Here is a 25,622-nt window from a genome sequence, read left to right as displayed (position 1 = left end):
TATAATAGAAGCTTGCGGTTTGTTCCATTCCGGGGACACTCTGATTCAAACCTGAAGCACATGGGCTATTGTATATAGATTGCTATTACATAGGGAGGTATGCAAATGCTGAAATCATTACGGGCTGTAGAGGCGTATCGTGAAGGAGGATGGCCTGCCGGAGAAGGCTATCCGTGGCTGGAGTACATCGTGCAGGCAGAGCAGACGATTGTGAACCTGGAGCGGGTAGAATCGCTGCAGTCGCTTGCGCAGCAGAATCCGGTGCTGGATTATGTAGAGCGGAGTCTGCGGGTGCTGGACAGTCTGCCGCTGTCGTATTGGATCAAGGAGCTGGCTGAGGAGACGCTGATCTGGTCGGAGACGGCTAAGGGCGGGACTCTCCGGCAGCGGCGGAGCTGGCAGGAAGAGGGTATTAATATTTTCGTTCATAATATCGGCTCCGCAGAATTGTACCGGAGGTATGCAGAAGGGATGAAGCAGGACGAGGCAGGCTCTGCGGAGAAGAGACGGGTCATACATACGCTGATCGAGACGCATGGGCTGATTGGACAGCAAATCCGCGGCGAGGTTCCGCCTTCCGTCAATCTTCCGTTGTCCGCACTGGTGGAGCAGGGACTGCTGGGCGCAGAGGAGCTGGAGCGGCTGCTGTTCGCACTGAATCACTGCATCATTGCTGCGGTATCCCCGGAGCTGTGGCAGGAGGTCCGCCTGCAGGTCATGGAGCTGATTGCTGTAATTGCTTCAGGGAATCTGCAGCCTGAAGTCCCGATGAAGGAACGTCTGCGGAGAATGCGCGCCGGGTCCATTGCGCAGGGGGAGGATTACGAGACGGAGTGGGACGGGTTGGTGCAGGAGGGCTTCCTCCCAGCTGCGCTGGAGCCGCTGCAGCCTGCCACCTTCTGGTATGTGGAATCGGCGCTCCAGACCTTCTCGCTGGAGCAGTTCCTGAAGGTCATGAGTCTGGTGGCCGGCAGCGGCCCGCTTCAGCTAAGCCATCTGAGCCATCTGAGCTTCGAGGCGGTCATGAACAGTATTCATTATGACTATAAGGGCAGCAAGAAGATCAACGTCTATAAGAAACGGATTATTGAAAAGTATCTCTCGGAGCTGGGCTGGGAGGAGATCTACAGCGGTGTGAAGCCTTCCGGCAGCAACCCGCATCTTACGCACAGGCTGCGGGGTAAGGAGCATCTGCCGGATACGCTGTTCTTCCAGTTCGAGTTCTCAGCGGCAGCGGAGAAGCTGATTGAGTTCTGTATGGAGGCCGAGAAGTCAGCGCTGTATGAACGGGCGGTCCTGCTGCTGTTCGACCTGTTCGATCTGCGGCGGGATGCTTTCGACCGCTTCCACAATGAGGATACGTACTTAAGCCAGATGAATGATACGGCTGACTATAAGGCAGTGATTCTGGACTACGTTACCGGAGGGAAGGTGCTGGACATCGGCCCCGGCGGCGGGGTGCTGCTCGATCTGATTGAGGAGCGGATGCCGGAGGTGGTGCCGGTGGGGATTGATATCGCAAGCAATGTGATCGAAGCGCTGCGGCAGCGCAAGCAGCGGGAGGACCGCCGCTGGGAGGTGCTCCAAGGCGATGCTTTGAACCTGAAGGATTATGTGGAGCCGGGTACGGTGGACACGGTGATTTTCTCATCCATTCTGCATGAGTTGTATTCCTATGTGCCGCTGGACGGCCGGAAGTTCAATCACGGCACGGTGGCGGCAGCCCTGACCAGTGCCTTCGAGGTATTGGCTGACGGCGGGACGATCATTATCCGCGACGGCATAATGAGTGAGCCGGAGGATGAGCTGCGGCGGGTACAGTTTCTGGAGGCGGACGGCATGGCGTGGCTGGAGCGGTACGCGAAGGATTTTGCCGGAAGGAATATCCGTTATGAACAGTTGGGCGAACACGAGGTTCTGATGCCGGTGAATGATGCGATGGAATTCCTGTATACGTACACCTGGGGGGAGGAAGCCTACATTCATGAGGTTCAGGAGCAGTTCGGCTACTTCACACCTTCGCAGTACACCGCATTCATTCAGCAGACGCTGGGGGACCGGGCCAAGATAGAGGTCTTGCGTCATTACCTGCAGGAGGGCTACACGGAGGCGCTGGAGAACAGAGTGGTTATGATGGACGATAACGGGCAGGCGGTGCCTTTGCCGGACAGCACCTGCTTCATCGTAATCCGTAAGGAGGCAGGCTAAAGTGAACAACGCTAATCTCAGCGTACTTGTGGTAGAAGATGATGCCGACATTAACCGCCTGCTGTGCCGTATGCTGATAAGTGAAGGACTGACGGCCGTGCCTGCATTCTCAGGGAGCGAAGCCTCACTCAGAATGTCGCTTGAAGACTACCAGTTGATCCTCCTGGACCTGATGCTGCCAGGCATGACAGGCGAATCGCTGATTGCGCAGATCCGTGAACAGTCTACCGTACCCATTATTGTAATCTCGGCCAAAAGCACGCTGGAGGACAAGGTGAGTCTGCTGCGTCTGGGAGCGGATGACTACATCACCAAGCCCTTTGACCAGGAGGAGGTGATGGCCAGAGTGTACGCGCAGCTTCGCCGGCTGCAATATGCGCCTGCCGCAGGTCCTGATGGAGAGCTGCTCAAGGTACGCGGGCTGGTCATGGACAAGCAGCGGCGGGAGGTTATGCTGGACGGCCAGGTCCTGGCTTTAACCAAATACGAATTTGAGCTTCTGGCGGTGCTTATGTCGAGGCCGGATCATATTTTCTCCAAAAGCGAGCTGTACCGGCAAATCTGGGGCGGCACCTACCTGGGGGACGATAACACCATTAATGTACATATCAGCAATCTGCGTGCCAAAATGGCTGGGGTCACGGAAGAGGAGTATATCCGAACGATTTGGGGCATCGGGTTCAAGCTGGTGTAACGGGGAATTCTTTAACCTTTCTTAAGACTTTGCTTAAAGCTTATTAAAAGTGTTCTTTATACAATGGAATTATCAAACGGCAAGGGAGTCTTAACGATGATGCATTGTATATTGGAGATTAAGGCGCTCAATAAGACCTATCAGGAAGCTTATGCGCTCCGGGATATTAACCTGCAGATTGAGTCAGGGGATATTGCCGCACTGATCGGTAAAAATGGCGCAGGCAAAACCACGCTGTTCAAATGTATCACAGAGCAGGTGTTTCCGTCGGCAGGCACGATTTCGCTCTACGGACGCCAGGATGACGCCGGTCTGCGGAAGGGGCGACGGAGCGTGGGGGCGATGATTGAAGAGCCGGCGTTCTTCCCGGACTTCACAGCCAGGCAGAACCTGGAGTATTTCCGCCAGCAGAGGGGTCTGGCCGGTAAGGATTCCATCGAGCAGGCGCTTAAGGATGTCAATATGCTTCATGCCGCGAACAAGAAATTCAAAGCCTTCTCCCTCGGGATGAAGCAGCGGCTGGGACTTGCGCTTGCGCTGATGACCCGCCCCGAGCTGCTGATTCTGGATGAACCGACCAATGGCCTTGACCCGGAGGGGAAGGCGGAGATCCGCCAGCTCCTGCAGACGCTCAATGAAGAGAAGAAGGTTACAATCCTCATCTCAAGTCACGTATTGTCTGAGCTGCAGAGTGTGGCTACCCGGTATATTTTCATGGACCAGGGGAAGATTGTGGAGCAATTAACGGCAGAAGAACTGCTGCAGAAGACCAGAAGAAATGTAGAGATCGTGGTGGATGACAGCGGCAAAGCGTCTACCGTTCTGGAGAAGCATTTCCCGGGTATCTCTTACCGGATCCTGCCGGGGCACCGGATTCTGCTCTCCGGCGGTATGGATAAGACCGATCAGCTAAACCGGGTGCTTCATGCCCAGGGCGTCAGCGTGTTCTCCATTGCAGCCACCGGCGGCGATCTGGAAGAATATTACCTGGGTCTGCTGGGAGGTGAGCGTCATGCTTAATCTGATGAAAAGTGAGCAGTACCGCTTTGTCCGCACCAAAAACTATTATTATTACGGGCTGCTCTGTGCGGTGTTAATGGCCGGTGCTGCGGTGACGCTCAATGTCTTTCATCATTCTGATCCGGGTTTCACCTATGGGAATGAGCGCTTCTTCTACCGTAATGTGCTGGCTATGATGCCGGTGGTATTCGCATTGCTTACGATTTTTACCGGAATCCTGATGGGAGATCACAAGCATGTGCTCAAAAATACCGTAGCCTACGGCTTCAGCAGACGCTCGATCTACACCGCCAAGCTGCTGGTTACACTGGCCGGCTTCCTGCTGTTCGCGCTCGTTCTGGTCGGGATCTCTGTACTGCTTGGTTCGAAGCTGCTGCTGCGCAGCTATGAATATGCGCTTACTGAATACTGCCAGATGCTGCTTGGTATGCTGCCTATTATGATTGCCGGTGTAACCACCTACTTCTGTATCAACGCTGTGATGAACAAAAATGCACAGATATCTACCGTGTTCCTGCTGATCTATTTCCTGCCCTACATGATTCTGGGCGCTCTGAAAGGCAGATATGTCTGGGCGGCCTGGCTCCACAGCCATAGCCCTGCTTATTATTTGTTCAATGCCTACGATGTGGCATCCTATCCTGCCTGGGAGCCGTGGATTACAGGAATGGTGTACACGCTGTTCTTTTATGTACTGGGATTGTATCTGTTCAGGAAAGAAGAGTTCTAACAGGTGCAGCTAAGGAGGGAAGACATATGTATCTTGCTATAGCCATCATTGCCGCTCTGGCTGCTGCAGGGATACTCCTTGTGTATCTGCTGCAGCGGCAGAGCATGATCCAAGTGCGGCGGCAATTGGCAGAGGCGGAGGCGTCTTCCCGGCAGAACCTGCACGTCAAGCTGCCTCTGCCCGGGAAGGAGATGGAGCGGCTCGTCGTGGCTGTTAACCGGCTGCTGGATCAACGCCAGAGGGAGCGGGTGATCCACCGGTCAAGAGAGCATGCAGTGAAAGAAGAGATTGCCAATCTGTCCCATGATCTGCGGACCCCGCTCACGTCCTTGCAGGGATATGCTTATCTGCTGAAAGATCCCCGTGCTTCTGAGGCTGAGCAGCAGCAGTATATGGAGATCATCATGCATAAGATGGCAGTCATGAACAATATTGTAGAAGCGTTCTACGAATTGTCCAGTATAGACTCGGGGGACACTCCTTTGGACAGCCAGCCGGTTTATCTCTACAGTCTGCTGAGCGAAGTGATTCTGGCGTTTCATCCGGACCTTACGCAGAAGGGCATCGAGGTGCAGCTTCATCTGGATGAGAACGTCAAGGCCATCCCGCTGGATGAGAAAGCCATGATCCGCATTTTCTCTAATGTGCTGCAGAATGTGCTCCGGTACGGCAAGAACAGCTTGACCATATCTTTGTATATGGAACAGCAGCAGGTGAAGCTGAAGTTCGCCAATGAAACGGAGCATATCCAAGAGCAGGATCTGCCCAGATTGTTCCAGCGGACGTATACCAGCGATCCTTCGCGGTCAAGCGGCCAGCTCGGTCTGGGACTCGCCATCGTCAAGCAACTGGTGGAGAAGCAAGGAGGCAGCCTTGAGGCTGCGCTTGACGGCGGACAATTCCGGCTGTCTTTTGCCTTCCCGGATGATTGTCTCATACCAAAGAAATCGCTCCTTTGAAAGGGCTGGGCGGCAGCCCAATCTTCCGAAGGAACGATTTCTTTTTTTGCTTCATCAAAGTCTATTTAAGCGTGATGATCAGCTCGCTGATTTTGCCGCCTTGTACCTTGAATTCATGGGTGAACTGCTGCGGGGCGGGAACACGGTTCTTATTGAACTCCCCCTCCATCTCAGCGGTCACCGCAATGCGGCCCTGGATTTCTTCAATTTCCATAATAGTAAAGCGGACCTTAGCAGAGAATAGCTCGGATTCTGCCCAAGCCGCTATAGCCTCTGTGCCTTCGGCCGACTTCCCGTTATCCTTCACGGTAGCGCCGGGAGCGAACAATTCGATCAGAGCGTCAGGCTGGTATTGGTTCACTGCATTGTAGAAGTCCTGTACCTCAATTGGCAAGGTAACATGTTGATTCATGAATATCTGCCTCCTGTAAGTAGATTAGTGGGGAACAGCATGTCCACCGGAATGAGCCATTAGGCCACCGCTGAAGCGGCAGGTGCTGTGGTCATCCATACCCTAACTTAAACGTATCCGGGCATCCGTAAGCAGGAAAAAGTACAGGACGGGGTTCAGCCTACGGATAAAGCTGGCTCTGCCCGGCGAAGGGACCGGCGTCCTTGCGGAATTCCGAAGGCGAGCAGTTCATGACTTTGCGGAACACTTTGATGAAGTAGCTGACGTTGTCGAAGCCGACATCCATGGCAATATCGGAGATTTTGCGGTCTCCCTGCTTCAGCAGGGCTGCGGCCTGGCGGACCCGGTAGGAGTTGATGTAATCGACGGGCGTCTTACGGGTCATGCTTTTGAAAAAACGGCAGAATTGCCCTTCGCTCATCGGAATCAGCCCCGACAGGTCTCGGGTGCGGATCGGCTCCTGGTAGTTGTCCTGGATGTAGAGAATTACCCGCTTCAGGCGGTCAATCTTCGTGGGCTCCGCGCCTTCGGACTGGCTGTGGTTGACGAAGCGCCCCGGCTGCGCAATCTGCGAGAGCATAATCAGCAGGGTTCCTTTCATAAAAGCTTCGAATCCGGGCATTTGTTGATCATACGCATTCATCATACAGTTCAGATGCAGCAGCAGCTCCGCCTGCCAGGGAACAGAAGGGGTGAGGTGGCGCGGAAAGCTCTGGCGTTTCTCCTGAAGCGGCAAAATGACGCTCTGCTGGATGGTATCATATTGGGCGCTGGCCAGCAGGTCGGGGTGGAAGACAAGTGCGCAGAAGCGGCAGGGGGCCTCCGTAAGCGCGTATGCGGCATGGATATCCCCGGATTCAATGAACACGGCCTCACCGGGGCGAAGCGTGAAATAGTCTGTGTCCACCTGAAACAGAATCTCGCCTTCCAGCAGCAGGAAGAACTCGGCTTCCTCATGCCAGTGCGTGTCCAGGACATGGGCTCCGGCGGGAAGCTCGATCCAGTAGGCAGCCAGGGGGAACATGACATCTCCGTGTTCGCGGTCTTCTTTGAGCAAGCGCTGCGAGGTACGGTCCATTAGGGGCCTCCTTGTCTGATGACGTCAAAATAGTGTTATAAATAAGCTATATATTATTAGTTTTGAGCTTTTATTATCGGTATAATGCAACTATATACACCAAATCGAAGGGTGGCAAGTGCACATATGAAATTTACAGACGGCTTATGGCTGGTTCGTGACGGAATTACAATCAATGGTGCAGTGCAGAACTATGTGGTAGAAAAAACCGAGGAAGGCCTGACCGCCATCACGCAGACGACTCCCATCACGGGACGTTCGGCGACACTCAACTCCACACTGCTGACGGTGAAATTCCATTCCCCGCTTCCGGGCGTGGTAGGCGTCAAAATTATTCATAACGACGGCGTGATTCCACGCGGACCTTCGTTCGAGCTGACTGAGGGAACCGGCGATCATGTGGAAATCGAGGAGACAGAGGCGCAGACAGTGCTGATCAGCGGCGGACTCCGCGTGGTCATCAACAAGGGCACACACTGGTCAGTGGACTTCTACCGCGGCGACGAGCGCATTACCGGCAGCGGTTACAAATCGATGGCCTACATCACGGATCAGGACGGCAACACCTTCATGCGTGAGGAGCTGGACTTAGGCGTCGGCGAATTCGTGTATGGTCTGGGCGAACGCTTTACGGCTTTTGTCAAAAATGGCCAGGTGGTGGATCTGTGGAACAAAGACGGCGGTACAAGCTCCGAGCAGGCGTACAAGAACGTTCCGTTCTATGTGACGAGCAAGGGGTACGGTGTATTTGTGAATCAGCCAGAGCTGGTATCGTATGAGATTGCGTCTGAGAAGGTGAAGAAGGCCCAGTTCAGCGTAGCCGGAGAGAGCCTGGAATACTTCGTGATTGAAGGACCGACGATTAAAGAGGTCATCACGAAATACACCTCCCTGACCGGCAAGCCTGCGCTGCCTCCGGCCTGGACCTTCGGCCTTTGGCTGACGACTTCGTTCACAACAGACTACGATGAAGCTACGGTGAACTCCTTCGTGGAAGGGATGGCGGAGCGCGATCTGCCGCTGCATGTGTTCCACTTCGACTGCTTCTGGATGCGCGAATATCAATGGACAGATTTCCAGTGGGATTCCCGTGTGTTCCCGGACCCGGTGGGCATGCTGAAGCGCCTGCATGACAAGGGGCTGAAGATCTGCGTATGGATCAACTCCTATATCGGACAGCGCTCCCCGTTGTTTGAAGAAGGCCGGAAGAATGGTTATCTGCTCAAAAAAGCCAACGGTGACGTCTATCAGACGGACCTCTGGCAAGCGGGAATGGGACTGGTCGACTTCACGAACCCTGCGGCTTGTGAATGGTATGCCGGTTACCTGCGCGACCTGGTGGATATGGGCGTAGACAGCTTCAAGACGGACTTCGGCGAGCGGATTCCGACGGATGTGGTATACTTTGACGGCTCCGACCCTTACAAGATGCATAACTATTATACCCAGTTGTATAACAAGGTTGTATTCGAGGTGCTGGAAGAGAAGCTCGGCAAAAATGAAGCTGCCGTGTTCGCACGCTCTGCTACCGCTGGCGGCCAGCAGTTCCCGGTTCACTGGGGCGGCGACTGCTATGCCGACTATGAATCCATGGCAGAGAGCCTGCGCGGCGGCCTGTCGCTCGGCCTGTCCGGCTTCGGCTTCTGGAGTCATGACATCGGCGGGTTCGAGAACACCGCTCCGGCGCATGTCTTCAAGCGCTGGCTGGCCTTCGGCCTGCTCTCCAGCCACAGCCGTCTGCACGGCAGCACCTCGTACCGTGTGCCTTGGGCGTATGACGATGAAGCCGTGGACGTTACCCGCTTCTTCACCAAGCTCAAGTGCAGCCTGATGCCGTACCTGTATGATGTAGCCGGACAGGCACATGAGCAAGGCTGGGCCTCGATGCGGGCCATGGTGATGGAGTTCCCGGAAGATCCGACCTGTGAGGTGCTGGACCGCCAGTACATGCTTGGTGATTCCCTGCTGGTCGCTCCGATCTTCCAGGAGAATGGCGAAGTGAAGTACTACCTGCCGGCCGGACGCTGGACACACCTGTTGAACGGTGAGACCGTACAGGGCGGAGCATGGCGCAAGGAGAAGCATGACTTCTTCAGCCTGCCGCTGTTCGTTCGGCCGAACACTTTGCTGGCTGTGGGCAGTGAGGACAGCCGTCCGGATTATGATTTTGCCGATGGCGTGAAGTTCGGCCTGTACTCCCTGGAGGACGGGAAGTCTGCTGCGGCGACTGTGCGCGATATCCACGGCGCTCCTGAGCTGAAGGTAGAAGCTGTACGCAGCGGCAGCACTGTAAAGGTAACTGCCGAAGGCAGCGGCAAAGCCTTCACCCTGGCGGTGAAGGATCTCGGCGCTATCGCTTCCGTGGAAGGTGCGGAGCAGGTAGATGAGACTACAGTGAGCGTGGGCGCGGGCGAGAAATCCGTATCGTTCACGATTACGCTGAAATAAGTGAACTATAGACGGAATTAACACACCTGCAAGACTGAATTAACACAACTATAGACGGAATTAACACACCGGCAAGACGGAATTAACACAACTATAGACCGAATTAACACATCCGCACGACTGAATTAACACAACTATAGACGGAATTAACACAACTATAGACCGAATTAACACACTTGCACGCTGGCTTAGCCTATGGTTGTGCCCTTAAGTAACCAAGCTCTCTGATGACAGGGGACATTCGTCTCCTGGATCGGGGAGCTTTTTGGGGATTGGCGGCGATGGGGGAGTGCAAGGGCACACACGATGAGCCACAACGGGCTAATTGCTGCCAGAAATGCAACAATCCCCGCAGCAGGAGCAGGGCTATGGCGAATTGTTGTCAAAAATGCAGCATTTCAGCTTCCTTGGGCCAATCAGCGGCAAAATTCCTGCATTTGGTGCAACATTGCACCGGAACACCCGATTTTACGGGCATCAGTGTTGCAGATAGTGCAACATTAGAGGTTTCGAACGAGCGCCAAAGGAGTGCTGAAGGAGTGCTGAAGGAGTGCTGAAGGAGTGCCAAAGGAGTGCTGAAGGAATGCTGGAGGTGTGCTGCAAGGGTTGCCAAGTTACTGTTAATTTAATGGTATAGCGTCAGCCGTACCAGTCGCCGCAGCCCATCAGCCAGAGAAACAGCACCAGAATAAAGGAGTCGATGACTATGAACAATATTGAGAATAGCGGGACAGTGAACGCTGGAGAGGAAGATTGGGGGAAGGTGGATAGTGGGGAAGAGAGTATCGGGAAGGCGGGCTGCACTATGGAGAACAAGGAGAACAGGCCAAACGGAGTATTGAGCCAGCCGGAGTTCAGCTCGGCCACCGCGCTGTCTACAGCCGCCAACTATATTATGAACGCGCCGGAGCCGTTCACCCATACGTACCGCACCTATATCCGGCTGCGGGAGAACGGGAGCCTGACGCTGAAGTTCTGGCACAGCAATGCTGTGGATTCGACCTGGGACCTGGGCGCGGATGCCATAGCCAGTGAACCGGGCGGCGAGTGGAGCATCGAAGCGGCATATGTTGCCGATGGCGGAGCCGCGCCGGATGGCAGCATTGTGCCGGGCTCGCAGGTGCCGGTTACCTTCGGCGGCGAATTGTCGCGGCGAGTGGAGCCGGGTGAGCAGTTCTGGAGCGACGAAGCGCTTCTGGAGCTGCCGGAGAACCACTTGTTGGCCTTCACCTGGACCTTGAAAACGGCTGGCGCAGGCAAGTCATTCCCCTTCAATGTGGAGGGAATGCTGGTCTCCGGCTACGATGCGCCGGGCACTTTGGCAGCTCAGGAGTCTGCGGCTGATTTCAGCGAATCGGACAAGCTGCAGGTCCTCCCAAGCTTCCTGGGCTACAAGAAGGATGTAACGAAGAAGCTGGTTTTTCTGGGTGACTCGATCACGCAAGGGGTGCGGACCGCTAAGGATCAATACACACACTGGGCGGCAAGAATTGCAGAGGGGCTGGGTACAGAGTATGGAGTGTGGAATATCGGATCCGGCTGGGGCCGGGCCTACGATGTAGCCACGGACGGTCCTTGGTTGCATAAGGCACAGCAAGGTGATGAGGTGCTGATCGTGCTCGGCGTGAATGATCTGGATATCGGCCAGCGCACGGCAGAGGAATTGCTGGGGGACGTGGCGTACATCATCTCCCGGATCAAGGAAGCACAACCGGAGGCAACAGTAATTCTCAGCACCGTGCCACCTTTCAATTTCGAGGGCGAGCGTGAGACCCATTGGCGTAAAGTGAATGAATGTATCCACATGAGTCCTCCGGCCGGAGTGGACCGCGTATTCGACATGGCCGCCGTCCTCTCAGTTCCGGCTCCTGCAGATCACCGGATCAAGCCAGAGTATATGAGCGACGAGTTCGACCCGCATCCGAACGGTGCGGCGGGCAAGGCAGTGGCGGCGGCTTTTCTGGCGTGGTACAGAGGTTAGCGAAATTTAACAGTAAACGGACTCCAGTAAGTTAGTAGAGCATCAGAATTAAACAAGTGAGTTCATTCCATAAATGAGGTAAGGGATGAAGCTGCGTTCGTACCGAAAAAACAGGGATAAGTGTATTCTGTGCAACTAAAAACAGTGAAACAGATGGACTTCCTCTTCTAATTGTATTTTGTGCAACTAGATTTGCCCGGATGGACGAAAATCCAGGTATAGGGGTATTTTAATTGCACGAACTACATCTAAACGGAGATTTGGCGGCACATCGGACGATTTAGTTGTACGAATTACAATTAAGCCTCCCCCTTGCCCCCTAATTGGGGTGAAGTAACCACTCAGCAAGCCATTAGTTAAAGTAATTTTCACACGTTCAGAGCTGATGAGCTACTAGTAGAGCATCAGCTCTTCATCTGTGGATGGGTGAAGAGCCATGGAGGACTAAAAGGGTGAAGTAACCGGAGCAAATGTAGGCGAAAAACCGAACACAATGCACCGTCGCGAGGGAACACGGCCGAATGTAGGCGAATAACCGAATACATTCTCCCCCAGTAATCAGCATTCACATACCACCCAGACGGAGCTTAATGCTCCGCCTGATCCCGGTAGTCTTTCGGCGAATGGCCGGTGTGCTTCTTGAAGACCTTGCTGAAGTATTTGACGTCGTGGAAGCCGACCATTTCCGAGATCTGGGCCAGCTTGAGGCCCGGATTCTGCATCAGCAGCTTGGCCTTCTCGATGCGGACGCTGACGATGTAGTCGGAGAAGTTGATGCCGTATTCCTGCTTGAACCGGCGTGAGACATACTCGCGGCTGACCTGGAATTTGCCCGCCACCTCCTGAAGGGAGAGGTCGGAGGGGTAATTCTGCTCAATGTATTTTACGATCTCCGTCATCGGGTTCCGCTCTTTCTGCTGCTTGTCCGTGAGCGCCCGGGATAACTGCTGCATGAAGGCAAGGGACCAATCGCGCCAGGTGAACAGGGAGAAGGAATAGCCGCTGGGCTGCGGAGAGGGGTTCTGCTGGTCCCCTTGCTCAAGCTCAGCCAGCACGTTAGCCGCCTGGCTGCCAAGCGCCTCCCGGACCAGCCGGGAGCGAAGCAGCAGCGCATCGGCCCTCCAGTTGTTCAGCATCTGCGGGGTAACCACCCCCCGGCGGCTCAACTCCTGGGTCCAGTGCTGCGCTGCTGCGGTCAGGGCCTCGGGCGTCCCGCTGATGACTGCCATCCGCCAGTCCTCCTGGACATCGGCGAAGCTCAGCGGGACTGCAGTCTCCCGTTTATCGCGCGGCTTCCCGCCGGGTATCGTCCCCGGCTCCCTGCCCGTCACTGCGCCAGCACCATTGCCAGTCACCCACCCCGGCCCCGCACCCGCACCTGACTTCCGGCCAGTCACCTCGCCCGTTCCCGAGCCAGTCAATCCGCCTGTCGCCGCACCCAAGCCTGGCTTCCCGCCCGTCATCACACCCACATCAGTCTCCCCGCCTGCCACCGAGCCCGCTCCCATGCTTGTCCCCGCGCCCGGCAGCGCCTCCTCTCCCGCAAAATGGCAGTAATCCTCATGCCTGAGCAGATTCCGCCGCAGCAGCGCTTCGGCGGCTTCGGCGCGTCCCGCCGGCAGATGCGCGGGGAAAGCGCCCGGCGTGCTGATTCCGAAATGCATGCGGAATTGCAGCGTCAGGAAGATGCCCTGATTCATCCGGCTAATCAGCGAAGTGACGGATTCATGCGGCTCCCAGAGCAGGATGGCAATCTCCGGCGGCCCGCCCCAATAGCGGAAGGCGATGCCCGTGCCCTGCTGCTGCAAAAATTCGTTGCAGATGTTCACGATGGCATAGTAGAGCAGCTCGCTGTCACCGCCGAAGCGCCGCAGCAGCGGATTGTTGCCGCTGTCCGTCTGCACGAGGAGCAGACGCGAAATCTTAATGTCCGGCGGAATGATGCCGTCATGGATCAGGCGGCGCAGCGAGGCCTCGGCATTCACCTTGTCGTCGATCAATGCGGACAGCAGCTTCTCCCCGAAGATCGGCTTGATCTCATTCAGCCGGAGGTTCTGGTGCTGGCGGTGGCTGCGTTCCGCCTCCTCGGCCCGCCAGGCGGATACTGCTTTGGAGACCGCGCTGTTAATCATATCCGGGTCAATCGGCTTCAGGATATAATCGATGCCGCCATGGCGGACGGTCTGGCGGACGAAGTCGAAATCATTATGCCCGCTGACCACAATGAACTTGGTGCTGCCTGCGAATTCATCCACCCAGGTCATCAGCTCCAGGCCGCTCCCGGACTCCATCATCATATCCATAATGACCAGCGCTGGCTTCTCCTGGCGGATTAGACCGATGGCCTCATTGCCGTTACCCGCCTCCAGAATCTCCTCAATCTGATGGGCCTCCCAGTCCACCAGCAGGCGGACGGCCTTCCGGACTCTTGCTTCGTCATCTACAATCAGTGCCTTCATATCCGTTCACTCTCCACTACAATATCGATTTCAAGGCGGATGATTACCCCGCCTGTCTTCAGATTATCCACGGTCAGCAGGGCGTTATCGCCGCAGACAAGCCGCAGCCTGGCCAGCACATTGCCGAGGCCGATGCCCGCGCCCGGTGCATCGCGTCTGCTGGGGCTGTCCTGTCCGGCATTCTGCAGGAGCTCCCGTTCTTCAACGGTGCTGGACTGCTCCAGCTCCTTGCGCAGCGCCTCCAGCCGTCCTGCCGGAATCGGGAGGCCGTTGTTGGCGATGCTGATCTCCATCCGCTCCGGGGTTAGCGCGGCCACGTTAATCTCCATGTATCCGTCCTGGCGGTCAAGCTGGAAGCCGTGCTTGAAGTAATTCTCCACAATCGGCTGCAGGATCATTTTGGGCATCAGCGCCTGAAGCAGCGGCTCCTCCACCTCACAGCGGAAGCTGAACTTGTTCTCAAAACGCTCCTTCTGCAGCTGGATATACGCTTTGACATGATCCAGCTCATTCTGGACCGTCACCACCTTCTCATCATTGTACATGCTGTAGCGCATCATTTTGGCCAGAGCCGACAGCAAGCCGTAGATCTGCGGCACCTTCAGCTCCAGGGCCAGCGTACCGATAATCTGGAGAGTGTTGTTCAGAAAATGCGGATTAATCTGGGACTGGAGCGCCCTCAGCTCATTGGTCCGGCTCGCCAGCTCCAGTCTGTACTCCCGCAGAATGAGATTGTTGATCGTATCCATCATACTGCGGAAATGCTCGGTGACTACCCCGATCTCATCGTTACCTGCCGGGCGGATCTCAATGTTGAGATTCCCGGTCTGGACCTGATTCATATACCGGGTCAGCTGCTTGATCGGCGCGGTAATCCGGAAGGAGACAAGGATCGTCAGAACAATGATCGTTACCAGCAGCAGCGCCAGCAGCAGAAGGTTGATCGCGGCGGCCTCCTTGGCTTCGCGGAACAGGTAGGAGACGGGAATCTGCTTGACGAGCGTCCAGCCGAGGCCGATGCTGTCGATTTTTTGATAGATGAATACAGAGCTGTCCTGTTCAAAATAACCCTGCAACTGCGTACTGTCCGCAATCTGAGTGTTATACCAATCAGCATTCAGCGGTTTGCCGAGCAGCCCGGAATCATGGCTGTAGACCAGCCTGCCGCTGCTGTCCACCAGGTAGAGCTTCTCCTGATCCTGCTCGTACAGCTGGTCCACAATCTCACTGAGGGCAGCCAGCTTCACATCAATTGACAGATAGCCTAGCGCCTGCGAGGTAGGGATACGCTCAATTCTGCGGTGCAGCGTAAAGACCGGCTCCGGTATAAACTGCGTTAAGGGCAGCCTTAGCCCGTAAGCATTGCTCAGATGTGTACTCTGCACGCTTACCGGTGAGCTTCCGCTCAGACTGGACTGGTGGTAGGGGGCATTAGCCAGCCAGCGCTTGGGTGTTGTATTGTCGGTAATCAGCGTAGCCTTCGAGTCTTTCACACTGTATAAGTACACCTGTGAGAGGTGGGGCAGCGAGGTGGAGATATAGCTGAGCGAGTTATAGATGGCAATATCGGAGGACAGATCGTCGTACCCGGCTTCCAGCAGCCGGTAGAAATCGCCGTCGGAATAAACGTTCAGCGATAGACGGTTAATCTCCTGCAGCAGACTGTTAATGTTCTTGTAGCCCTGATAGAGCAGATTCTTGTTCTCATCGACCGCCCGGTCCCGCAGCGACTTGGTGGTGTGGGAATAGCTGACATACATCGTAGCCATAATGCAGATTAAGGTGGGCACAAGCAGGAAGACAATCAGCTTCGTGCGGATACTGGTCCATTTCATGGGGCGGGTCACATCCAGGTCAATATTTTACACCCTAAAGATCACTTGCGTAGGTGTAAGAGGCTCTGCAAAAAACAGATAATATCTTTAGATCATAAACAAGTGAGTGAGTAAAAGAAAGGGGGGCCATACATGCGCGGCAATAAATTGTCCCAATTTGGTCAGCAGGTATTTTTCGTTGGCCCGGCATTATTGTTTTTTACCTTGATCATGATTGTTCCGTTTCTGATGGGGATGTACTACTCCTTCACGGATTGGAACGGCGTATCCGGTAATGTAAGCTGGGTCGGCTTTGAGAATTTTAAAAGTATTTTTACAAATGATCACGATTTCTGGTCATCCTTCTGGTTTACCGTTAGATTCACCGTGCTGGGTGTGATCTTGACTAACGTAGTAGGCTTCTTCCTCGCCTATCTTTTGACCAAACCCTTGAAGACACGGAATATGCTCCGGACCATTTTTTTCATGCCGAATGTGATCGGGGGCCTGCTGCTCGGGTTCATCTGGCAGTTCATCTTCATCAAAGGCTTCGCCACTATGGGCGATCTTACAGGCCTGTCCTTCTTCAACCTTCCTTGGCTCGGGGATGCGACCACCGGCTTCTGGGCAATTGTCCTGGTCTTCATCTGGCAGTCCTCCGGCTATCTGATGGTCATCTACATCGCTTCGCTCAGCAACGTCTCCAAAGAGGTGCTGGAAGCTGCCGAGATTGACGGCGCCTCCCGGATGCAGGTGCTGCGTAACATCATCCTTCCGCTGATTATGCCTGCGGTTACGATTGGCCTGTTCCTGGCGATCTCCTGGTCCTTCAAGATGTTCGACCTGAACCTCTCGCTGACCAAAGGCGGACCGTTCAAATCGACGGAATCTGTAGCGATGAACATCTATAACGAAGCCTTCCTGAACAACCGTTATGGTCTGGGTACGGCTAAGGCGCTGTTATTCTTCCTCATTGTAGCGCTGATCACTGTCATTCAGGTTCGTATAACGAAGAGTAAGGAGGTAGAAGCTTAATGAATGCCAAGACCAAAAGCAGATGGAATATCGGCATTGAAGTGATTATGATCCTTCTGGCGCTTTTGTTCCTCTCTCCGTTCTACTTCCTGTTGGCGAATTCGGTGAAATCCTTCGGCGAGATTCTGAGCGACGCGGCAAGCTGGCCGCAGAGCTTCATGTGGTCGAACTATACGAATGCCTGGAAGCTGGCCCGGTTCTCCGAGGCCTTCCGCAACTCGCTGATTATTACGATCATCAGTGTAGCGCTGATCTCGCTGTTCAGTGCGATGGCGGCGTACCGCATGGTGCGTGCCAATAACCGGTTCAACCAGATTCTGCTGCTGCTGATGGTAGCGGCGATGGTGGTTCCGTTCCAGACGATTATGATTCCGATCTTGAAGGTTGTGAACGTCCTGGGCGTGAATAACTCCTTCACAGGTCTCATTATCTCCCATCTCGGCCTCAGCATTCCGATGGCGATCTTCCTGTTCCACGGCTTCATCAAGTCTGTGCCGCTGGAGATTGAAGAGGCGGCCACGGTGGATGGCTGTAACCCGATCTCCGCGTTCTTCCGGATTGTATTGCCGCTGCTCAAGCCGATGCTGATGACCATTATCGTGCTCAATGCGCTGGGAATCTGGAATGACTATCTGTTGCCGTCTCTGATTCTTCAAGCACCCGGACTGCGGACGATTCCGCTGGCGACCTTCTCCTTCTTCGGCCAGTATACGAAGCAGTGGGATATGGCGCTTCCGGCACTGACCATCGGGATTGCCCCGATCGTCATCTTCTATCTGTTCATGCAGCGTTACATTGTTGAGGGAATAGCGGCTGGCTCGGTGAAGGGTTAATTCACCGGGCTCCCGTTCCACATAAGAAGCAGTTAAATTATTCAAGGGGGAAATATCTAATGAAGAAGAAACATTCTGCACTGATGATGTCATCCGTAATGCTAATGTCAGTAGTGCTCGCGGCTTGTGGCGGCAATGCCGATAAGTCTGCCTCAAATAATGCTTCTAATGGAAGCGCTGGCAACAGCGGCGCTGTGAAGACGGTTAAGATTTTCCAGTTCAAGACCGAGATCGTGGAAGGCCTGAATGAGCTGAAGGTGGAATTCGAGAAAGAGCATCCTAACATCAAGCTGGATATCCAGACGGTGGGCGGCGGCGCAGACTATGGTGCAGCGCTGAAGACCAAATTCGCTTCCGGCGATGCTCCTGATATCTTCAGTAACGGCGGGTATGCTGAAATGGCACTGTGGCAAGACAAACTCGAAGACCTGTCCGACCAGCCTTGGGTGAAGGATCTGATTCCACTTGCAGCAGAACCTATGACCAAGGACGGCAAAACCTACGGGATGCCAATGAACCTTGAAGGAATCGGTTATGTATACAACAAGGACCTGTTCGCCAAGGCCGGGATTACAGAGACGCCAAAAACCATTTCCCAGCTTGAAGAAGCAGCTAAAAAGCTGCAGGCGATTGGCGTAACTCCGTTCGGCAACGCTTATCAGGAATGGTGGCTGCTGGGGATTCAGGGGATTAGCGTAGCTTTTGCCCAGCAGGATAATGTGGATGAATTCATCAAGGGTCTGAACGACGGAACTGCATCCATTGTGGGGAATGAGAAGTTCAAGGATTGGAGCAACTTGCTGAACCTGACAGTAAAATACGGCCAGAAGAATCCGCTGACCACGGATGCTAACACTCACCTGGCGCTGTTCGCCAAGGGCGAAACGGCTATGATGCAGGAAGGCAACTGGGCACAGACCCTGGTGGATAACATTACGCCGGACATGAACATCGGGATGTTCCCGATGCCAATCAACGATGATGCGGCGATGAACGATAAGCTGTCGGTGGGTGTTCCGGCGAACCTGGTAGTGAACAAGGAATCCGGCTCCAAGGAAGAAGCGAAGACGTTCCTGAACTGGCTGGTCACTTCGGATATGGGGAAAGAGTATATCGTGAAGAAATGGAAGTTCATTCCTGCGCTGTCCACCATTCCGGCAACCCCTGAGGATATCGGTCTGCTGGGTGCGGATGTCTGGAATTATGTAAAAGAAGGCAAGGTCTACGGGCTGCAGGCGTCCAAATTCCCTGATGGCGTTACACAGGAATTCGCCAGCTCCATTCAGGAATTGATTGCCGGCAAAGTGGATGAAGCCGGCTGGGAGAAGGGCATGCAGGCTGCCTGGGATAAGCTGAAGAAATAATCTGAAAGGGAACAGATTGGATAGAGTGGTTTGGCCGGGACGCTCATGCCCATCTCAGTGAATGAGGTGAGGCGGGGCGTCCTTTATGGTTTTCGGCTAACTGGTGATTGAGGTATACTCGAATCAAAGTCTTGTACATTACGATAAGAGGGAGCTGGGCACAATTCGGGAGCGGAATGATTACAGCAACGTGCAAATCGGTGTCGACTATTATCCTGAGCATTGGGACGAGTCCATGTGGGAGAAGGATATCAAATTAATGAAGGAAACCGGGGTCAAGGTTGTCCGGGTAGCGGAATTTGCCTGGAGCCGGCTGGAACCTTCGGACGGCAGCTTTGACTTCGCCTGGTTGGACCGGGCGCTGGATTTGTTCCATGCGTACGGGATTCAGATTGTGATCGGGACGCCTACAGCAACACCGCCGCGTTGGCTGACCTCCGCTTACCCGGATGTGTTGCCTATACTCGCGGATGGCGGCGTCTTCCATCCGGGCGTGCGCGGCCACCGCTGTTATAACAGCGCTTCCCTGCGGAAACATGGCGGCCGGATTATTGAGGCGCTTGCCCGCCAGTACAGCAGCCACCCTGCAGTTATCGGCTGGCAGACGGATAACGAATTCAGTATGCTGGATTGCCGCTGTGACAGCTGCAACCTGGCGTTCCGGGACTGGGTTCAGCAGAAGTACGGGACGCTGGAACAGCTTAATTCGGAGTGGGGAACCGTGGTCTGGAGCGGAAGCTACAGCAGCTGGAGTGAAGTGACAGTTCCTTATGGCGCTTCACCTTTTCAGAACCCTTCGCTGCTGCTGGACTTCCAGCGGTTCCAATGGGATTCAGTGATTGCCTTCCAGAAGTCGCAGATTGATGTGCTGCGGGCGATCTGCCCACATCATTTTATCACCCATAACTTTCACAGTTATCCGCAGCGGCTGGACATGCACGGGCTGGCAGAGGAGCTGGATGTGGCGGCCTTCGATTACTATCCGAATCCTTCGCCTCAGAAACAGGCCACTGCACCATACAGCGGGGCCTTATCCCTGGATCTGACCCGCGGGATTAAACGCCGGGGCTTCTGGATCATGGAGCAGCTTAGCGGCCCTCCGGGCTGCTGGTTCCCGATGTGGCGCACTCCGTATCCCGGACTGATCCGTGCATATGCCTGGCAGGCGATTGCCAGAGGTGCGGATACCGTGGTGCATTTCCGCTGGAGAAGCGCAGCCGCCGGAGCAGAGCAGTTCTGGCACGGCCTCATCGACCACAGCAATGTGCCCGGGCGGAGATTTGCCGAATTCGGGCAGCTGTGCAGTGAGGTGAATGCTCTGGCTCCGCTGCTGGAAGGGACACTGGTCATGAGTCAGACAGCTATCCTGTATTCGCACGAGCAGTTGGCTGCGCTGCGGATTCAGCCCCAGGCGGAGGGGCTGGACTATTATGATAACATCAAGCAATATCACCGGGCGTTAACCAAGCGGGGCATCAGTTGTGATGTGGTGGACTGGCGTCAGCCGCTGGAGGGCTACAAGCTGGTTATCGTCCCGAGCCTGTACCTGCATGATGAAGAGGCGGCACAGGCGCTGGAATCCTTTGCGGAAGGCGGCGGCACAGTCATTCTGATGAGCCGAAGCGGTGTGAAGAACATGAATAATATCTGTGTAATGCAGCCTCTTCCCGGGCTGTTCTCACGTGCGGCCGGCATAACGGTGGAGGAGTATGATCCGGTTGGAGACGAGGTTCATACGCTCCGTGATGCTGAAGGGAATCTGTATGCATGCAGCCACTGGTGCGACATTCTTTGTCTGGAGGGAGCGGAGCCGATCGCCTGGTATGAAGATGATTACTATGCCGGAGTTCCTGCGGCTACACTGAACCGCTTCGGGGCGGGCAAGGTATATTATATCGGAACCGATCCCGGGGAGGATTATTGGCTGAAGCTTTTGGGGGATATCGCGCTGGACGCAGGGCTTGAGCAGTTCGCGGAATTACCGGAGGGCGTTCAGGCCTTCAAGCGTACAGGAGAGAACCGGGAGCTGCTGTTCCTGCTGAACCTCAGCCGGACGGCTCAGAGCATCCGGCTGGAGAAGCACTACCGCAGCGCGCTAACCGGCAATCTGGAGACTGGAACCGTCATGCTTCCGCCTTTTGCTGTTCAGATTCTGCAAGCTGTAAGCTCTGGCCTGCAGGAAGCTGGAGTCAGGCAGTAGGGTGACGTCTCTTCTCCTGCATGCGGGAGGCCAGGGAGACCACAGGAGCTTTCGGCTGTGGCTTCCGTCTTTCGGCCTGCTGCTTCTGCGCCGCCATAAGCTCCTCTTGGCGGAACCGGCTTAGGAGGTCATGGACAGTTCTGATTTCACTTGTACCGATAGCTATTTCTATGCCATCCGGATTACCGGGCAGCTGGAACTTCCACTTTTTGTTTTCCACTGCTCTCACTCCTAGCCATTTTTTAGTCGGGGTCTCGCATTCCTGTTATATTTCCATCATAAACGGTGTATCGGATCATGTATAATGAAGGGAAATGATGGAGGCCATCACTGCGGCTGATGGGTGATCCGGGGGGAGCGATACGGCGTGGATACGGGTCTTCTCAAAGTATTTCTGGCGGTTGCCGAAGAAGGAAGTATCTCTAAGGCAGCCCAAAGCCTGAACTATGTGCAGTCCAATGTAACGGCAAGAATCCAGCAGCTGGAGCAGGAGCTGAAGACTCCGCTGTTCTACCGGCATAGCCGGGGAATTACCTTGACCTCGGCCGGACGGACGTTCATGGAGTATACGGTCAAGATTCTTAATCTACTGGATGAGGCGAAGCTGGCGGTGCTGGATTCGCCAGTGCCCACAGGCTTGATTACCATCGGCTCGGATACGACGGCGGCAGTGCGGCTGCCTGCTATCCTGTCCACTTACCGAGGATGCTACCCGGAGGTGGAGGTGCAGCTGCAGGTCGGACGGGCGGGGGAGCTGATCGAGTCGGTTCTGCAGCATCAAGTCCAGGGGGCGTTTATGGACGGGCCGGTGGAGCACCCGGAGATTGTCCAGGAGCTGCTCATCCACGAACGGATCGGGCTGGTGATTCCCGATAGTATGGATTATCAGGGCATCCTCTCTGTTCATGACAAGACCCTGCTGATGCTGAATGCAGAATGCCTGTACCGGAACAAGCTGGAGAGCTGGCTGGCGGAAGAGGGCGGACGGCTGGGTAAGATGATGGAGTTCGGGACGATGGAGGGATTACTCGGCTGTGTAAGGGCGGGAATAGGGTATGCGGTGCTGCCGTTATCCTATTTCACCCGGATGAATGTCACGGAGGGGATAAGGATCTATCCGTTTCCCGAGAAGTATGCGGAGGTGCCGACGGTATTCATCCGGCGGCGTGACCTCTATATGACGAGCGCGTTCCGGGAGTTCATCGAAGAGCTGAAGGCAGGGCTGCCGGAAGCGGTGAGCGGGACAGACAGGATGCAGAACGGCAGCGGTCCTGTGGAGTAACGGGCAGCAGTGAATTCATAAACGTAGGATAAGATCCTATATTCGTGCCGCAAAAGACGGATACCCCACTTAGGTGGATGGTATCCGTCTCTGTATGTTCAGGAGTTAGTGCAGCTTCCTGAACTGCTCCGGCGTAACCGCCGACTGCTTACGGAAGGTGGCTACGAAATGGCTGACATCGCGGAAGCCGACCAGCTGCGAGATGGCCTTAACGGTAAGCTGGGGATTCGCAACCAGCAGCTCCTTGCTCTTGCGGATGCGCAGCCGGACGAAATAAGCATAGGGCGATAGCCCGAAGGTCTGCAGGAACAGGCTGTTCAGATATCTGCCGGACACCTCAAGCCGGGAGGCGAGATCACTGAGGCCTACCTCGGGATCACCATAATGGCTGTCCATCCATTTCAGCAGCGGCTGAAGCTTGTCCACATTGCGGGAGATGGCCGTGTTGTTATGCAGCTGCCCGTATTTGTTCAGGGTCAGCAGGAAACGGTAGGCATCGCTGGATTCCCCGAGACTGAACATGTCATTCGAAGTATCGTGGCGGTCCAGCATCTCCTTCAGCATCGAGCTCAGCGGCGCCCCGCTCTCCCAGCGGTAGAACAGGCTGGTGTTCATCCCGAGCGAATCCAGAATATGCCGGGCTGAGGTCCCGCCGAAGGTGAGATAATAGGTGCGCCAAGTCTCTGAGGAGAGTGCTTCATAGCGGTGCGGTGTCCCCGGCATCAGCAGAATGCCGCTGCTCTCGGTGAGGGTGAGCTTCTTGTTGTCGAAGTGGATCATCCCGCTGCCATGCGCCGTCTGCAGCCAGTGATAGGTGTGATAGCCTTGCGGCCGGGAGACTTGTTCCTGATCAGGGTTATAACCCATACTGTCGAGGGTGATGGGGAGCAGCTGCCCGCTCTCCTGGGCGAATACGATTCTGCGGACGGTATCCAGTGACATTCCAGTTCATCTCCTGGTGTTCCATATTATTATATTCCAATTCATTAATATTATATTTATAGCGATTGAGGTAGCGATTAAAATAAGAATATACTTATACTATAAAGGATGTGCGTAGCGTGATCAACGAGAAATTACCTAAGATCTGGTACGGTGGAGATTATAACCCGGAGCAATGGGAGGCCCCGGTCTGGGCGGAGGACGAGCGGATGTTCAAGCTCGCGGGCATAGACGTAGCCACCATTAATGTGTTCTCCTGGGCGCTGATTCAGCCGTCTGAGGATACGTACGATTTCAGTGGTCTGGATGAGTTAATCGACCGCTTATATAAGAACGGCACATATGTATGTCTGGCTACGGGTACCGGGGCACATCCGGCCTGGATGGCTCACCGCTATCCGGAGGTAACCCGCGTGGATGTTCAGGGCCGGAAGCGTAAATTCGGCGGTCGCCACAACTCCAATCCAAACAGCGCAGTCTACCGTAAATATGCGGCCCTGCTGGCCGGTAAGCTGGCTGAGCGCTATAAGGATCACCCGGGCCTGGTGGCCTGGCATATCTCCAATGAATACGGCGGATATGATTATTCCGAGCAGTCCGAGGCGGCTTTCCGCGTCTGGTTGAAGGAACGTTACGGAACGCTGGATGCGCTCAACAAAGCCTGGAACACCCGGTTCTGGGGCCATACCTTCTATGACTGGGAGGAAATCGTTGTTCCGAATGAACTCAGTGAAGAGTGGGGCGGCAACCGGACCAACTTCCAGGGAATCTCTCTGGACTACCGGAGATTCATGTCGGATAGCCTGCTGGAATGTTACATTCTCGAATATAAGGCAATCAAGGAGCACAGCCAGGATATTCCGGTTACAACCAACATGATGGGCTTCTACCCGGAGCTGGATTATTTCAAGTGGGCGAAATATCTGGATGTAATCTCTTGGGACAACTATCCTTCCTTGGACACGCCGGTCAGCCATACGGCGATGACACATGATCTTATGCGCGGCCTGAAGAACGGCCAGCCGTTCATGCTGATGGAGCAGACGCCAAGTCAGCAGAACTGGCAGCCGTACAATTCCCTGAAGCGTCCCGGCGTCATGCGCCTCTGGAGCTATCAGGCGGTAGCGCGCGGTGCTGACACCGTGCTGTTCTTCCAGCTGCGGCGGTCCATCGGCGCTTGCGAGAAATACCACGGAGCGGTCATTGAGCATGTAGGGCATGAGCATACCCGCGTATTCCGCGAATGTGCTGAGCTGGGCCGGGAGCTGGAGAGCTTGGGCAGCGAGCTGCTGGATGCACGCAGTGCGACGCAGATCGGGATTATCTACGACTGGGAGAACCGCTGGGCGCTTGATCTCTCCAGCGGCCCGTCTGTTGCACTGAAATATGTGGACGAGGTCCATAAGTATTATGATGCGCTCTATCAGCAGAATATTGAAGCGGATATGATCGGCGTAGAAGAGGATCTGTCGAGATACAAGATTGTCATTGCACCGGTGCTGTATATGGTGAAGCCGGGCTTCGCCGAGAAGGTCGAAGCCTTCGTCCAGGCAGGCGGCACCTTCATTACGACGTATTTCAGCGGGATTGTTAATGAGAATGATCTGGTTACGGTTGGCGGGTATCCGGGAGAGCTGCGTAAGGTGCTGGGGATCTGGGCCGAGGAGATCGATGCCCTGCTGCCGGGCATGAGCAATGAAATCGTAATGAATAAGGAATGGGGGGCTCTGAACCGTTCTTATGCCTGCGACCTGCTCTGCGACCTGATTCATCCCGAAGGCGCAGAGGTGCTCGCTCAGTATGGTGCGGATTTCTATAAAGGTATGCCTGCCCTAACGGTGAACAGCTTCGGCGCTGGTAAGGCTTATTATGTGGCCACCAGCCCGGATGCGGCCTTCCTACGCGGCTTCCTGGCTAACCTGTGCGCCGATAACGGCATTGCGCCGCTGGTCAGCGCGCCGGAAGGTATTGAGTCCGTTCAGCGTGTGAAGGACGGCGTATCCTATCTGTTCCTGCTGAACCATTCAGCAGAGGAGCTTCGTGCGGATATCGGTACCCTAGAGCGGACCGATCTGCTTACCGGGAAGAAGTTTAGCGGCTCCACTCCAGTTCCCGGGCGCGGAGTGCTGATTCTCTCAGACAAGCAGTAAGGCACGACAAAGC

General features: G+C 55.0%; 19 protein-coding genes. 13 read left to right on the top strand and 6 right to left on the bottom strand.

The features are described from left to right. The first annotated feature begins 105 nt into the window (after positions 1 to 105). From MKY64_RS22880 to MKY64_RS22860, 5 genes are all read left to right on the top strand, one after another. Complete coding sequence (locus MKY64_RS22880) at positions 106 to 2,208, top strand: class I SAM-dependent methyltransferase (protein WP_340955928.1); 2,103 nt, start codon at positions 106 to 108, stop codon at positions 2,206 to 2,208. A gap of 1 nt (position 2,209) precedes the next feature. After that, positions 2,210 to 2,902: a response regulator transcription factor gene (locus MKY64_RS22875; RefSeq protein WP_340955926.1), complete on the top strand. Its 693-nt coding sequence runs from the start codon at positions 2,210 to 2,212 to the stop codon at positions 2,900 to 2,902. Positions 2,903 to 2,998: 96 nt separating this feature from the next. Beyond that, positions 2,999 to 3,922, top strand: a complete 924-nt coding sequence (locus MKY64_RS22870; RefSeq protein ID WP_340955923.1) for an ABC transporter ATP-binding protein — start codon at positions 2,999 to 3,001, stop codon at positions 3,920 to 3,922. After that, positions 3,915 to 4,652 carry an ABC transporter permease gene (locus MKY64_RS22865; RefSeq protein WP_340955921.1) on the top strand — a complete coding sequence of 246 codons (738 nt, stop codon included), beginning with the start codon at positions 3,915 to 3,917 and terminating at the stop codon, positions 4,650 to 4,652. The genes MKY64_RS22870 and MKY64_RS22865 overlap by 8 nt, the downstream gene beginning before the upstream one ends. A 26-nt stretch (positions 4,653 to 4,678) precedes the next feature. Further along, complete coding sequence (locus MKY64_RS22860) at positions 4,679 to 5,611, top strand: sensor histidine kinase (protein ID WP_340955919.1); 933 nt, start codon at positions 4,679 to 4,681, stop codon at positions 5,609 to 5,611. 61 nt (positions 5,612 to 5,672) lie between these two features. On the opposite strand, the gene MKY64_RS22855 is transcribed toward MKY64_RS22860, so the two are convergent. Then, positions 5,673 to 6,023, bottom strand: a complete 351-nt coding sequence (locus tag MKY64_RS22855) for a nuclear transport factor 2 family protein (protein ID WP_339253739.1) — start codon at positions 6,021 to 6,023, stop codon at positions 5,673 to 5,675. A 160-nt stretch (positions 6,024 to 6,183) separates the two neighbouring features. Then, positions 6,184 to 7,101 (bottom strand): AraC family transcriptional regulator, encoded by a 918-nt coding sequence (locus MKY64_RS22850; RefSeq protein ID WP_340955918.1) that lies wholly within the window; start codon positions 7,099 to 7,101, stop codon positions 6,184 to 6,186. A 126-nt stretch (positions 7,102 to 7,227) separates the two neighbouring features. Here MKY64_RS22850 and yicI point away from each other — a divergent pair, with 126 nt between their 5' ends. Both yicI and MKY64_RS22840 read left to right on the top strand, forming a co-directional pair. Then, a complete protein-coding gene (yicI, locus tag MKY64_RS22845) occupies positions 7,228 to 9,549 on the top strand; it encodes an alpha-xylosidase (protein ID WP_340955917.1) in 2,322 nt (773 codons plus the stop codon). Between the two features lie 706 nt (positions 9,550 to 10,255). Further along, on the top strand, positions 10,256 to 11,530 hold the full coding sequence (locus MKY64_RS22840; protein WP_340955914.1) for an SGNH/GDSL hydrolase family protein: 1,275 nt from the start codon (positions 10,256 to 10,258) through the stop codon (positions 11,528 to 11,530). 587 nt (positions 11,531 to 12,117) lie between these two features. Here MKY64_RS22840 and MKY64_RS22835 read toward each other — a convergent pair. Further along, positions 12,118 to 13,989, bottom strand: a complete 1,872-nt coding sequence (locus tag MKY64_RS22835; protein ID WP_339253747.1) for a helix-turn-helix domain-containing protein — start codon at positions 13,987 to 13,989, stop codon at positions 12,118 to 12,120. Continuing rightward, positions 13,986 to 15,824: a sensor histidine kinase gene (locus MKY64_RS22830; RefSeq protein WP_339253749.1), complete on the bottom strand. Its 1,839-nt coding sequence runs from the start codon at positions 15,822 to 15,824 to the stop codon at positions 13,986 to 13,988. The genes MKY64_RS22835 and MKY64_RS22830 overlap by 4 nt, the downstream gene beginning before the upstream one ends. A 132-nt stretch (positions 15,825 to 15,956) precedes the next feature. On the opposite strand from MKY64_RS22830, the gene MKY64_RS22825 reads away from it, so the two are divergent. The 4 genes from MKY64_RS22825 to MKY64_RS22810 all read left to right on the top strand — a co-directional run bounded on the left by MKY64_RS22825 (position 15,957) and on the right by MKY64_RS22810 (position 21,235). Beyond that, on the top strand, positions 15,957 to 16,838 hold the full coding sequence (locus MKY64_RS22825; RefSeq protein WP_339253751.1) for a carbohydrate ABC transporter permease: 882 nt from the start codon (positions 15,957 to 15,959) through the stop codon (positions 16,836 to 16,838). Then, on the top strand, positions 16,838 to 17,671 hold the full coding sequence (locus MKY64_RS22820; protein WP_339253755.1) for a carbohydrate ABC transporter permease: 834 nt from the start codon (positions 16,838 to 16,840) through the stop codon (positions 17,669 to 17,671). Before MKY64_RS22825 ends, MKY64_RS22820 begins: the two co-directional genes overlap by 1 nt. Positions 17,672 to 17,730: 59 nt before the next feature. Then, entirely contained in the window at positions 17,731 to 19,035 is a 1,305-nt protein-coding gene (locus MKY64_RS22815) for an ABC transporter substrate-binding protein (RefSeq protein WP_036731279.1), read from the top strand. 103 nt (positions 19,036 to 19,138) lie between these two features. Continuing rightward, complete coding sequence (locus MKY64_RS22810) at positions 19,139 to 21,235, top strand: beta-galactosidase (RefSeq protein WP_340955908.1); 2,097 nt, start codon at positions 19,139 to 19,141, stop codon at positions 21,233 to 21,235. On the opposite strand, the gene MKY64_RS22805 is transcribed toward MKY64_RS22810, so the two are convergent. Continuing rightward, entirely contained in the window at positions 21,225 to 21,455 is a 231-nt protein-coding gene (locus tag MKY64_RS22805; RefSeq protein ID WP_076078884.1) for a hypothetical protein, read from the bottom strand. The genes MKY64_RS22810 and MKY64_RS22805 overlap by 11 nt on opposite strands. A 147-nt stretch (positions 21,456 to 21,602) precedes the next feature. On the opposite strand from MKY64_RS22805, the gene MKY64_RS22800 reads away from it, so the two are divergent. Next, on the top strand, positions 21,603 to 22,517 hold the full coding sequence (locus tag MKY64_RS22800; protein ID WP_051478504.1) for a LysR family transcriptional regulator: 915 nt from the start codon (positions 21,603 to 21,605) through the stop codon (positions 22,515 to 22,517). 105 nt (positions 22,518 to 22,622) lie between these two features. On the opposite strand, the gene MKY64_RS22795 is transcribed toward MKY64_RS22800, so the two are convergent. Continuing rightward, positions 22,623 to 23,459, bottom strand: coding sequence for an AraC family transcriptional regulator (locus tag MKY64_RS22795; protein WP_340955903.1), 837 nt, complete (start codon positions 23,457 to 23,459; stop codon positions 22,623 to 22,625). A gap of 119 nt (positions 23,460 to 23,578) precedes the next feature. On the opposite strand from MKY64_RS22795, the gene MKY64_RS22790 reads away from it, so the two are divergent. After that, positions 23,579 to 25,609, top strand: coding sequence for a beta-galactosidase (locus MKY64_RS22790; RefSeq protein WP_340955901.1), 2,031 nt, complete (start codon positions 23,579 to 23,581; stop codon positions 25,607 to 25,609). Positions 25,610 to 25,622: the final 13 nt, after the last annotated feature.

The organism is Paenibacillus sp. FSL R7-0210, assembly GCF_038009085.1.
In the GTDB taxonomy this organism is placed as follows: domain Bacteria; phylum Bacillota; class Bacilli; order Paenibacillales; family Paenibacillaceae; genus Paenibacillus_AQ; species Paenibacillus_AQ silagei.
Note: the sequence above shows the minus strand (reverse complement) of the source record. Positions and strands in the feature narration are given on the sequence as shown.